Origin of the sequence: Enterobacter sp. BIDMC 27 (genome assembly GCF_000534415.1) — a bacterium.
In the GTDB taxonomy this organism is placed as follows: domain Bacteria; phylum Pseudomonadota; class Gammaproteobacteria; order Enterobacterales; family Enterobacteriaceae; genus Enterobacter; species Enterobacter hormaechei_C.
In genome coordinates this window covers 580,123-592,983 of record NZ_KI973178.1, presented here as the reverse complement: position 1 = coordinate 592,983, position 12,861 = coordinate 580,123, and the positions used below count along the sequence as shown (strand labels likewise).

General features: G+C 55.3%; 6 protein-coding genes, 2 tRNA genes and 2 rRNA genes. 8 read left to right on the top strand and 2 right to left on the bottom strand.

Annotated features, from left to right (window positions below):
- Positions 1-60: 60 nt before the first annotated feature.
- Together fadA and fadB are read right to left on the bottom strand one after the other, a co-directional pair.
- Positions 61-1,224, bottom strand: a complete 1,164-nt coding sequence (fadA, locus tag L463_RS19600; RefSeq protein WP_032104489.1) for an acetyl-CoA C-acyltransferase FadA — start codon at positions 1,222-1,224, stop codon at positions 61-63.
- Between the two features lie 9 nt (positions 1,225-1,233).
- Complete coding sequence (gene fadB / locus L463_RS19605) at positions 1,234-3,423, bottom strand: fatty acid oxidation complex subunit alpha FadB (RefSeq protein WP_032104491.1); 2,190 nt, start codon at positions 3,421-3,423, stop codon at positions 1,234-1,236.
- A gap of 190 nt (positions 3,424-3,613) precedes the next feature.
- Between fadB and pepQ the strand changes: the two genes are divergently transcribed.
- The 8 genes from pepQ (at position 3,614) to L463_RS19645 (ending at position 12,850) form a co-directional block, all read left to right on the top strand.
- A complete protein-coding gene (gene pepQ / locus L463_RS19610) occupies positions 3,614-4,945 on the top strand; it encodes a Xaa-Pro dipeptidase (protein ID WP_017382602.1) in 1,332 nt (443 codons plus the stop codon).
- Positions 4,945-5,559 (top strand): IMPACT family protein, encoded by a 615-nt coding sequence (locus tag L463_RS19615; RefSeq protein ID WP_015572737.1) that lies wholly within the window; start codon positions 4,945-4,947, stop codon positions 5,557-5,559. Before pepQ ends, L463_RS19615 begins: the two co-directional genes overlap by 1 nt.
- Positions 5,560-5,600: 41 nt before the next feature.
- Positions 5,601-7,052, top strand: a complete 1,452-nt coding sequence (gene trkH / locus L463_RS19620; protein ID WP_006808591.1) for a Trk system potassium transporter TrkH — start codon at positions 5,601-5,603, stop codon at positions 7,050-7,052.
- A gap of 10 nt (positions 7,053-7,062) precedes the next feature.
- On the top strand, positions 7,063-7,608 hold the full coding sequence (gene hemG, locus L463_RS19625) for a menaquinone-dependent protoporphyrinogen IX dehydrogenase (protein ID WP_017382603.1): 546 nt from the start codon (positions 7,063-7,065) through the stop codon (positions 7,606-7,608).
- Positions 7,609-7,963: 355 nt separating this feature from the next.
- Positions 7,964-9,505 (top strand): 16S ribosomal RNA (locus L463_RS19630).
- A 70-nt stretch (positions 9,506-9,575) separates the two neighbouring features.
- Positions 9,576-9,652 (top strand) — tRNA-Ile (locus L463_RS19635).
- 36 nt (positions 9,653-9,688) lie between these two features.
- Positions 9,689-9,764: transfer RNA gene (locus L463_RS19640), tRNA-Ala, on the top strand.
- A 180-nt stretch (positions 9,765-9,944) separates the two neighbouring features.
- Positions 9,945-12,850, top strand: a 23S ribosomal RNA gene (locus tag L463_RS19645).
- Together the 16S and 23S rRNA genes with 2 tRNA genes alongside form the textbook arrangement of a ribosomal RNA operon.
- Positions 12,851-12,861 lie beyond the last annotated feature (11 nt).

Below are 12,861 nucleotides of genomic sequence, written 5' to 3'. Positions count from 1 at the left end.
CGGCAAAAGCCCGATGGCGCGATGCTTATCGGGCCTACGTTACTTTGAGATACTTTTTCTTTACACCCTCTCAAACACCGTCGCGATACCCTGACCCAATCCAATACACATCGTTGCCAGTCCGAACTGGGCATCTTTGCGTTCCATCAGGTTAATCAGCGTGGTACTGATACGCGCCCCGGAGCAGCCCAGCGGGTGACCGAGGGCGATCGCGCCGCCGTTGAGGTTAATCTTCTCGTCGATCTGATCCATCAGCCCCAGATCTTTAATGCACGGCAGGATCTGCGCGGCGAACGCTTCGTTCATCTCAAAGAGATCGATATCACTTGCGCTCAGCCCCGCTTTTTTCAGCGCCAGTTTTGATGCCGGAACCGGGCCGTAGCCCATGATGGAAGGATCGCAGCCCACGACTGCCATCGAACGCACGCGGGCGCGTGGCGTCAGGCCTAATTTGCGGGCGCGGCTCTCGCTCATCACCAGCATCGCGGCGGCACCGTCGGACAGGGCAGACGAGGTGCCCGCCGTTACCGTACCGGTGACCGGATCAAACGCCGGACGCAGGGTAGAAAGCGCTTCAACGGTTGTTTCAGGACGGATAACTTCGTCGTAGCTGAACTGCTTCAGTACGCCGTCTGCGTCGTGACCGCCGGTTGGGATGATCTCATTCTTAAAGGCACCAGACTGCGTGGCGGCCCAGGCGCGGGCATGCGAGCGCGCGGCAAACGCATCCTGCATCTCACGGCTGATGCCGTGCAGACGGGAGAGCATCTCGGCGGTCAGACCCATCATACCGGCGGCTTTCGCCACGTTGCGGCTCATGCCTGGATGGAAATCGACCCCGTGGCTCATTGGCACGTGGCCCATGTGCTCCACGCCGCCCACCAGACAGGCCTGCGCATCGCCGGTCATGATCATCCGCGCCGCGTCGTGCAGCGCCTGCATCGACGAACCGCAAAGACGGTTGACGGTGACGGCCGGAACCGAATGCGGGATCTCCGCCAGCAGGGACGCGTTACGGGCAATGTTGAAGCCCTGCTCCAGCGTCTGCTGGACGCAGCCCCAGTAGATATCGTCCAGCGCTGCTGGGTCCAGCGCCGGGTTACGCGCCAGCAGGCTACGCATCAGGTGCGCGGAGAGGTCTTCCGCGCGCACGTTACGGAACGCACCGCCTTTTGAACGGCCCATCGGGGTGCGAATCGCATCAACAATGACAACCTTTTCCATTGTGACTCCTTAAGCCGTTTTCAGTTCGCCAACCGGACGGGCTGGCTCAACTGCTGGGTAGTAGGGTTCGTTATGGCGCGCTTTGTTACGCAGCCCTTCCGGCACCTCATAAAGCGGGCCGAGGTGCTGGTACTGCTGAGCCATATCGAGATAGCGGGCGCTGCCGAGCGTATCCAGCCAGCGGAACGCGCCTCCGTGGAACGGAGGGAAGCCGAGGCCGTACACCAGCGCCATATCCGCTTCTGCCGGGCTGGCGATAATGCCTTCTTCGAGGCAGCGCACCACTTCGTTGACCATCGGGATCATCATCCGGGCGATGATCTCATCGTCGGTGAAGTCGCGTTTTGGCTGACTGACGTCGGCCAGCAGGCCATCCACCGCCGGATCTTCTTCTTTCTTCGGTTTGCCTTTGCTGTCTTCTTTATAGCGCCAGAAGCCCAGACCGTTTTTCTGACCAAAGCGGTTGGCGTCGAACAGGGCGTCAATGGCGTCGCGATAATCTTTCTGCATGCGCTGCGGGAAGCCCGCCGCCATCACCGCCTGCGCGTGATGGGCAGTGTCGATGCCGACAACGTCCAGCAGATACGCCGGGCCCATCGGCCAGCCGAACTGTTTTTCCATCACTTTGTCGATTTTGCGGAAGTCTGCGCCGTCGCGCAGCAGCTGGCTGAAACCGGCGAAGTACGGGAACAGCACGCGGTTAACGAAGAAGCCCGGGCAGTCGTTAACCACGATCGGCGTTTTGCCCATCTTGCTCGCCCACGCCACCACTTTGGCGATGGTTTCGTCGGAGGTTTTTTCCCCTCGGATCACTTCGACCAGCGGCATGCGGTGCACCGGGTTAAAGAAGTGCATCCCGCAGAAGTTTTCCGGACGCTTCAGCACGCTCGCCAGTTCGCTGATAGGAATGGTGGAGGTGTTAGAGGCCAGCACGGTTTCCGGACGCACCTTGTCTTCGGTTTCGGCCAGCACCGCTTTTTTCACTTTCGGGTTCTCGACGACCGCTTCAACCACCACGTCCACACGGTCGAAACCGCTGTATTCCAGCACTGGCTGGATGGTGGAGATCACGCCTGCAAGCTTCAGACCATCAATTTTGCCGCGCTCAAGCTGTTTATTCAGCAGCTTGGCCGCTTCGGTCATGCCCAGCGTCAGGGATTTCTCGTTGATGTCCTTCATCACCACCGGCACGCCTTTCCAGGCAGACTGATAGGCGATGCCGCCCCCCATAATGCCCGCGCCGAGTACCGCCGCGTGTTTTGGCGTTTCAACGTTTTTGGTGAGTTGTTTGGCTTTGCCTTTCACGAACTGATCGTTAAGGAAGATACCAACCAGCGCGCGGGCTTCGTTGGTGTGCGCCAGCGGGACAAAGCTCTGGTTTTCAAGCTTCAGAGCGTCATCACGGCCCAGACGGGCTGCCGCTTCAATGGTTTTCACCGCCGTGATCGGCGCCGGGTAGTGTTTACCCGCCGTCTGCATCACCATGCCTTTGGCGATGGTGAAGCTCATGGTGGCTTCAATTTTGCTGAGCTTTAATGGCTCCAGCTTTGGCTGACGTTTGGCTTTCCAGTCGAGATCGCCGTTAATCGCCTGACGGAGGATGGCGATAGCGCCTTCAACCAGTTTTTCAGGCTTAACCACGCCGTCCACCAGTCCGATTTTCTGCGCCTGTTCTGCGCCGACATCTTTACCCGCGGCAATGATCTCCAGCGCGCTGTCGGCACCCAGCATGCGCGGCATACGCACGGAACCGCCAAAGCCCGGCATGATGCCCAGCTTGGTTTCCGGCAGGCCGATGCGCAGGTCCGGCGTCGCCAGACGGTAGTCGGTCGCCAGCACGCACTCGCAGCCACCGCCCAGCGCGTAGCCGTTAACGGCGGAAAGGGTCGGGACAGGCAGATCTTCCAGACGATTAAAAACGCTGTTGGCAAAGTGCAGCCACTGGCTCAGCTGTTCTTCGGGCACCAGGAACAGCGACAGGAATTCGGTGATATCCGCGCCAACGATAAAGGCCGCTTTGTTGGAGCGCAGCAGCAGCCCTTTCAAATCTGATTGCTTTTCAAGTACATCCAGCGCCTGGCCAAGACTGGCCACCGTCGCGGTATCAAGCTTGTTCACTGAGCCGGGGGCATCGAACACCAGTTCGGCAATGCCATCTTCCAGCCAATCTACGTACAGGGTGTCGCCTTTGTAGAGCATGTCGGTCTCCTGAATCCAGCAATTGGATCTGGTCATACCAGATGAAACGGAGTGTGGAATTTATGTTAATAAAATGCAAATTAGTCATTAAGAAATTGCTGCGCTGATCACGGTCGGTGGAAATCACGCAGCCGCAGTGAGGTGTGCTAAGATGCGATGACTTGAGGTCAAAAAAACGAAAGGAAGAATGATGGACTCACTGGCTTCGCTTTATAAAAATCATATCGTTACCCTACAGGAACGTACCCGCGATGTACTGGCCCGCTTCAAGCTGGATGCCCTGCTGATCCACTCCGGCGAGCTGATGAATACTTTTCTTGATGACCATGCTTATCCCTTCAAGGTTAACCCGCAGTTTAAAGCCTGGGTGCCTGTCACGCAGGTTCCAAATTGCTGGCTGCTGGTGGATGGCGTGAACAAGCCGAAACTGTGGTTCTACCTGCCGGTCGATTACTGGCACAACGTGGAGCCGCTGCCGACCTCATTCTGGACCGAAGAAATTGACGTGATTGCGCTGCCAAAAGCAGACGGCATTGGCAGCCAGCTGCCAGCGGCGCGCGGCAACATCGGCTACATTGGTCCGGTTCCTGAGCGTGCGCTGGGTCTGGATATTCCGGCAGATAAACTCAACCCGAAAGGCGTGCTGGATTATCTGCACTACTATCGCGCCTACAAGACCGACTACGAACTTTACTGCATGCGTGAAGCGCAAAAAACGGCGGTGAATGGCCACCGTGCGGCGCACGAAGCGTTCCAGTCCGGTATGAGCGAGTTCGATATTAATCAGGCCTACCTGACGGCGACCGGCCACCGCGATACCGACGTGCCGTACAGCAACATCGTGGCGCTGAATGAACATGCCTCGGTTCTGCACTACACCAAACTGGATCATCAGGTTCCGGCTGAAATGCGCAGCTTCCTGCTGGACGCGGGGGCTGAGTACAATGGTTATGCGGCAGACCTGACCCGTACCTGGGCGGCGAATGCGGATACCGATTTTGCGCAATTGATCAAAGACGTGAACGACGAACAGCTGGCGCTGATTGGCACCATGAAGGCCGGAACCAGCTACGTGGATTATCACATCCAGTTCCATCAGCGCATCGCTAAACTGCTGCGTAAGCATCAGATTGTCAAAGACATGAGCGAAGAGGCGATGGTTGAGAACGATCTGACCGGGCCATTTATGCCGCATGGTATCGGTCACCCGCTGGGTTTGCAGGTTCATGACGTCGCGGGCTTTATGCAGGATGATACCGGTACGCACCTGGCGGCACCGTCTAAATATCCTTATCTGCGCTGCACCCGCGTTCTGGCGCCGCGTATGGTATTGACCATCGAGCCGGGCATCTACTTTATTGAATCCCTGCTGGCACCGTGGCGCGAAGGGCAATTCAGCAAGCACTTCAACTGGGAGAAAATTGAAGCGCTGAAGCCGTATGGCGGCATTCGTATCGAGGATAACGTGGTTATTCACGAGAACAGCATTGAGAACATGACGCGAGATCTGAAGCTGGCCTGATGGAAAGCTGGCTGATACCGGCCGAGCCGGTCACCTTTGTTGAGGAAATCAAGAAAAGCCGCTTTATCACGCTGCTGGCGCATACCGACGGCGTGGAGGCGGCGAAGGCGTTCGTCGAGTCCGTCCGCGCGCAGCACCCCGATGCCCGCCATCACTGTGTGGCGTGGGTCGCAGGGCCGCCAGACGACTCACAGCAGCTCGGGTTTTCTGACGACGGTGAACCGGCGGGTACGGCCGGGAAACCGATGCTCTCCCAGTTGATGGGCAGCGGCGTGGGTGAAATCACCGCCGTCGTGGTCCGCTACTACGGGGGCATTTTGTTAGGCACCGGAGGGCTGGTTAAAGCCTACGGAGGTGGTGTCCAGCAGGCGCTTAATCTGCTGATAACAACCCGCAAAACGCCACTTACGGAATATACTTTGTTATGCGATTACGCCCAGCTATCGGGTATCGAAGCACTGCTTAAACAGTTTAACGGTGTCATCGCACACAGTGATTATCAGGCAATGGTGCAATTACGCGTGGCGCTTCCTCAGGCGGAACTGGCTGCTTTTTCAGCAAAACTCGCTGATTTTAGTCGCGGTTCATTGCAATTACTGCCGATTGAAGAATAATCCCCACCTCACAATTTTGAATACCTAAGGAAGCGGCAGAGATGCATTTTCGTGCCATTACCCGAATCGTTGGATTGCTGGTCATACTTTTCTCCGGGACAATGATCATTCCCGGACTGGTGGCGCTCATCTACCGGGACGGCGCGGGGCGTGCATTTACGCAAACCTTTTTTGTCGCGCTGACGATTGGCTCCCTGCTGTGGTGGCCAAACCGCCGTGAGAAAGGTGAACTGAAATCCCGGGAGGGGTTTCTGATTGTGGTCCTGTTCTGGACGGTACTGGGAAGCGTGGGTGCGCTGCCGTTTATCTTCTCCGAACAACCGAATCTCACCGTCACGGATGCGTTTTTTGAATCGTTCTCAGGATTAACGACCACCGGGGCTACCACGCTGGTGGGGCTGGATTCGCTCCCGCATGCGATTCTCTTTTACCGGCAGATGCTCCAGTGGTTCGGCGGTATGGGGATCATCGTCCTGGCGGTGGCTATCCTGCCCATTCTGGGCGTCGGGGGGATGCAGCTCTACCGGGCAGAGATGCCCGGCCCGCTGAAAGATAACAAGATGCGCCCACGTATTGCGGAGACGGCGAAAACCCTGTGGCTTATCTATGTCCTGCTGACGGTGGCCTGCGCGCTGGCGCTGTGGTTTGCCGGGATGCCTGCGTTTGATGCCATCGGACACAGCTTTGCGACTATTGCTATCGGTGGGTTCTCCACCCACGATGCCAGCGTCGGCTACTTCGACAGCCCGACAATCAATACCATCATTGCCATCTTTTTGCTGATCTCAGGCTGTAACTACGGTCTACACTTCTCGTTGCTTAGCGGAAGGAGCCTGAAGGTGTACTGGCGCGACCCGGAATTCCGGATGTTTATTGGCGTCCAGCTGACCCTGGTGGTTATCTGTACCCTGGTACTGTGGTTCCACGATGTTTATAACTCGGCGGTCACGACCCTGAACCAGGCCTTCTTCCAGGTGGTATCGATGGCGACAACCGCTGGTTTCACCACGGACAGTATTGCGCGTTGGCCACTGTTCCTGCCGGTGCTGCTGTTGTGCTCTGCGTTTATCGGCGGTTGCGCCGGGTCAACGGGCGGCGGTCTGAAGGTGATCCGCATCCTGCTGCTGTTCAAGCAGGGGAACCGTGAGCTGAAACGTCTGGTCCACCCGAATGCGGTTTACAGTATTAAGCTGGGGAACCGCGCGCTGCCGGAGCGCATCCTCGAAGCGGTGTGGGGATTCTTCTCCGCTTATGCACTGGTCTTTATTGTCAGTATGCTGGCGATTATCGCCACGGGCGTGGATGATTTCTCTGCCTTCGCCTCTGTGGTGGCAACGTTAAACAACCTGGGGCCGGGGCTGGGCGTCGTGGCGGATAACTTCGCCAGTATGAACCCGGTGGCGAAGTGGATCTTAATCGCCAATATGCTGTTTGGGCGTCTTGAGGTCTTTACGCTGCTGGTGCTGTTTACCCCAACATTCTGGCGTGAGTAAGGAGACATTGGTGAAAACGTTAATTCTTTTCTCAACGCGTGACGGACAAACGCGTGAGATTGCTTCATATCTGGCTTCTGAACTCAAAGAGCTGGGCATTTATTCTGATGTGGTGAACCTGAATCGCACAGAGCAGATTGCCTGGCAGGATTACGACCGCGTGGTCATTGGCGCTTCAATTCGTTACGGCCATTTCCATCCGGCGCTGGATCGCTTTGTGAAAAAGCATACGGCGGAGCTCGCTCAACTGCCTGGCGCGTTTTACTCGGTCAACCTGGTTGCCCGTAAAGCGGAGAAGCGTACGCCGCAGACCAACAGCTATACGCGCAAGTTTTTGCTAAGTTCGCCATGGCAGCCCGATATCTGTTCTGTCTTTGCTGGCGCGCTGCGTTACCCGCGTTACCGCTGGTATGACCGCTTTATGATCCGCCTGATCATGAAAATGACGGGCGGGGAAACGGATACGCGTAAAGAAGTGGTTTATACCGACTGGGCCCAGGTCGCCAGTTTTGCCCGTGAAATTGCGCGTTTAACGGACGATGCGCGGGATAAATAAGCGTTGAGTTTGAAAAGTGAGCGAACGAAATTTTTTTTGTATTTAGTGCTTGTCACTTCAGAAGAACTCCCTATAATGCGCCTCCACTGACACGGAACAACGGCACGCAAGCCGCCGGGTCAGCAGAGAAAAGCAAAACAAACGCTTGACTCTGAAGCGGGAAAGCGTAATATGCACACCCCGCGCCGCAGCGAAAACGAAGCGGCACTGCTCTTTAACAATTTATCAGACAATCTGTGTGGGCACTCAAAGTGACATGGATTCTTAATGTCCTCGGACACTAAATGAATACCAAGTCTCAACGAGTGAACACGTAATTCATTACGAAGTTTAATTCATTGAGCATCAAACTTTTAAATTGAAGAGTTTGATCATGGCTCAGATTGAACGCTGGCGGCAGGCCTAACACATGCAAGTCGAACGGTAACAGGAAGCAGCTTGCTGCTTTGCTGACGAGTGGCGGACGGGTGAGTAATGTCTGGGAAACTGCCTGATGGAGGGGGATAACTACTGGAAACGGTAGCTAATACCGCATAACGTCGCAAGACCAAAGAGGGGGACCTTCGGGCCTCTTGCCATCGGATGTGCCCAGATGGGATTAGCTAGTAGGTGGGGTAACGGCTCACCTAGGCGACGATCCCTAGCTGGTCTGAGAGGATGACCAGCCACACTGGAACTGAGACACGGTCCAGACTCCTACGGGAGGCAGCAGTGGGGAATATTGCACAATGGGCGCAAGCCTGATGCAGCCATGCCGCGTGTATGAAGAAGGCCTTCGGGTTGTAAAGTACTTTCAGCGGGGAGGAAGGCGATAAGGTTAATAACCTTGTCGATTGACGTTACCCGCAGAAGAAGCACCGGCTAACTCCGTGCCAGCAGCCGCGGTAATACGGAGGGTGCAAGCGTTAATCGGAATTACTGGGCGTAAAGCGCACGCAGGCGGTCTGTCAAGTCGGATGTGAAATCCCCGGGCTCAACCTGGGAACTGCATTCGAAACTGGCAGGCTAGAGTCTTGTAGAGGGGGGTAGAATTCCAGGTGTAGCGGTGAAATGCGTAGAGATCTGGAGGAATACCGGTGGCGAAGGCGGCCCCCTGGACAAAGACTGACGCTCAGGTGCGAAAGCGTGGGGAGCAAACAGGATTAGATACCCTGGTAGTCCACGCCGTAAACGATGTCGACTTGGAGGTTGTGCCCTTGAGGCGTGGCTTCCGGAGCTAACGCGTTAAGTCGACCGCCTGGGGAGTACGGCCGCAAGGTTAAAACTCAAATGAATTGACGGGGGCCCGCACAAGCGGTGGAGCATGTGGTTTAATTCGATGCAACGCGAAGAACCTTACCTACTCTTGACATCCAGAGAACTTAGCAGAGATGCTTTGGTGCCTTCGGGAACTCTGAGACAGGTGCTGCATGGCTGTCGTCAGCTCGTGTTGTGAAATGTTGGGTTAAGTCCCGCAACGAGCGCAACCCTTATCCTTTGTTGCCAGCGGTCCGGCCGGGAACTCAAAGGAGACTGCCAGTGATAAACTGGAGGAAGGTGGGGATGACGTCAAGTCATCATGGCCCTTACGAGTAGGGCTACACACGTGCTACAATGGCGCATACAAAGAGAAGCGACCTCGCGAGAGCAAGCGGACCTCATAAAGTGCGTCGTAGTCCGGATTGGAGTCTGCAACTCGACTCCATGAAGTCGGAATCGCTAGTAATCGTGGATCAGAATGCCACGGTGAATACGTTCCCGGGCCTTGTACACACCGCCCGTCACACCATGGGAGTGGGTTGCAAAAGAAGTAGGTAGCTTAACCTTCGGGAGGGCGCTTACCACTTTGTGATTCATGACTGGGGTGAAGTCGTAACAAGGTAACCGTAGGGGAACCTGCGGTTGGATCACCTCCTTACCTTAAAGAACCTGCCTTTGCAGTGCTCACACAGATTGTCTGATGAAAAACAGCAGTAAAAAACCTCTACAGGCTTGTAGCTCAGGTGGTTAGAGCGCACCCCTGATAAGGGTGAGGTCGGTGGTTCAAGTCCACTCAGGCCTACCAAATTTGCCTCGCAAATTTGAAGAGGTTGTAAACGATGGGGCTATAGCTCAGCTGGGAGAGCGCCTGCCTTGCACGCAGGAGGTCTGCGGTTCGATCCCGCATAGCTCCACCATCTTTTACTGCGAACACAAGAAAACTTCAGAGTGAACCTGAAAAGGTGCACTGCGAAGTTTTGCTCTTTAAAAATCTGGATCAAGCTGAAAATTGAAACGACACACAGCTCATGTGTGTTCGAGTCTCTCAAATTTTCGCAAGTCGATGATGAATCGAAAGAAACATCTTCGGGTTGTGAGGTTAAGCGACTAAGCGTACACGGTGGATGCCCTGGCAGTCAGAGGCGATGAAGGACGTGCTAATCTGCGAAAAGCGCCGGCGAGGTGATATGAACCCTTGACCCGGCGATGTCCGAATGGGGAAACCCAGTGCAATCCGTTGCACTATCGTTAACTGAATACATAGGTTAACGAGGCGAACCGGGGGAACTGAAACATCTAAGTACCCCGAGGAAAAGAAATCAACCGAGATTCCCCCAGTAGCGGCGAGCGAACGGGGAGCAGCCCGGAGTCTGAATCAGCTTGTGTGTTAGTGGAACGGTCTGGAAAGTCCGACGGTACAGGGTGATAGTCCCGTACACGAAAGCACACTTGCTGTGAACTCGAAGAGTAGGGCGGGACACGTGGTATCCTGTCTGAATATGGGGGGACCATCCTCCAAGGCTAAATACTCCTGACTGACCGATAGTGAACCAGTACCGTGAGGGAAAGGCGAAAAGAACCCCGGCGAGGGGAGTGAAAAAGAACCTGAAACCGTGTACGTACAAGCAGTGGGAGCCTCTTTATGGGGTGACTGCGTACCTTTTGTATAATGGGTCAGCGACTTATATTCTGTAGCAAGGTTAACCGTATAGGGGAGCCGAAGGGAAACCGAGTCTTAACTGGGCGTTAAGTTGCAGGGTATAGACCCGAAACCCGGTGATCTAGCCATGGGCAGGTTGAAGGTTGGGTAACACTAACTGGAGGACCGAACCGACTAATGTTGAAAAATTAGCGGATGACCTGTGGCTGGGGGTGAAAGGCCAATCAAACCGGGAGATAGCTGGTTCTCCCCGAAAGCTATTTAGGTAGCGCCTCGTGAACTCATCTTCGGGGGTAGAGCACTGTTTCGGCTAGGGGGCCATCCCGGCTTACCAACCCGATGCAAACTACGAATACCGAAGAATGTTATCACGGGAGACACACGGCGGGTGCTAACGTCCGTCGTGAAGAGGGAAACAACCCAGACCGCCAGCTAAGGTCCCAAAGTCATGGTTAAGTGGGAAACGATGTGGGAAGGCACAGACAGCCAGGATGTTGGCTTAGAAGCAGCCATCATTTAAAGAAAGCGTAATAGCTCACTGGTCGAGTCGGCCTGCGCGGAAGATGTAACGGGGCTAAACCATGCACCGAAGCTGCGGCAGCGACACTTATGTGTTGTTGGGTAGGGGAGCGTTCTGTAAGCCGTTGAAGGTGTGCTGTGAGGCATGCTGGAGGTATCAGAAGTGCGAATGCTGACATAAGTAACGATAAAGCGGGTGAAAAGCCCGCTCGCCGGAAGACCAAGGGTTCCTGTCCAACGTTAATCGGGGCAGGGTGAGTCGACCCCTAAGGCGAGGCCGAAAGGCGTAGTCGATGGGAAACAGGTTAATATTCCTGTACTTGGTGTTACTGCGAAGGGGGGACGGAGAAGGCTATGTCAGCCGGGCGACGGTTGTCCCGGTTTAAGCATGTAGGCGGAGGTTCCAGGTAAATCCGGTACCTTGTTAACGCTGAGGTGTGATGACGAGGCACTACGGTGCTGAAGTGATAAATGCCCTGCTTCCAGGAAAAGCCTCTAAGCATCAGGTAACACGAAATCGTACCCCAAACCGACACAGGTGGTCAGGTAGAGAATACCAAGGCGCTTGAGAGAACTCGGGTGAAGGAACTAGGCAAAATGGTGCCGTAACTTCGGGAGAAGGCACGCTGATGTGTAGGTGAAGCCCCTGCGGGTGGAGCTGAAATCAGTCGAAGATACCAGCTGGCTGCAACTGTTTATTAAAAACACAGCACTGTGCAAACACGAAAGTGGACGTATACGGTGTGACGCCTGCCCGGTGCCGGAAGGTTAATTGATGGGGTTAGCGGCAACGCGAAGCTCTTGATCGAAGCCCCGGTAAACGGCGGCCGTAACTATAACGGTCCTAAGGTAGCGAAATTCCTTGTCGGGTAAGTTCCGACCTGCACGAATGGCGTAATGATGGCCAGGCTGTCTCCACCCGAGACTCAGTGAAATTGAACTCGCTGTGAAGATGCAGTGTACCCGCGGCAAGACGGAAAGACCCCGTGAACCTTTACTATAGCTTGACACTGAACACTGGTCCTTGATGTGTAGGATAGGTGGGAGGCTTTGAAGCGTGGACGCCAGTCTGCGTGGAGCCGACCTTGAAATACCACCCTTTAATGGCTGGTGTTCTAACGTAGACCCGTAATCCGGGTTGCGGACAGTGTCTGGTGGGTAGTTTGACTGGGGCGGTCTCCTCCCAAAGAGTAACGGAGGAGCACGAAGGTTGGCTAATCCTGGTCGGACATCAGGAGGTTAGTGCAATGGCATAAGCCAGCTTGACTGCGAGCGTGACGGCGCGAGCAGGTGCGAAAGCAGGTCATAGTGATCCGGTGGTTCTGAATGGAAGGGCCATCGCTCAACGGATAAAAGGTACTCCGGGGATAACAGGCTGATACCGCCCAAGAGTTCATATCGACGGCGGTGTTTGGCACCTCGATGTCGGCTCATCACATCCTGGGGCTGAAGTAGGTCCCAAGGGTATGGCTGTTCGCCATTTAAAGTGGTACGCGAGCTGGGTTTAGAACGTCGTGAGACAGTTCGGTCCCTATCTGCCGTGGGCGCTGGAGAATTGAGGGGGGCTGCTCCTAGTACGAGAGGACCGGAGTGGACGCATCACTGGTGTTCGGGTTGTCATGCCAATGGCACTGCCCGGTAGCTAAATGCGGAAGAGATAAGTGCTGAAAGCATCTAAGCACGAAACTTGCCCCGAGATGAGTTCTCCCTGAGACCTTGAGTCTCCTGAAGGAACGTTAAAGACTATGACGTTGATAGGTCGGGTGTGTAAGCGCAGCGATGCGTTGAGCTAACCGATACTAATGAACCGTGAGGCTTAACCTTACAACGCCGAA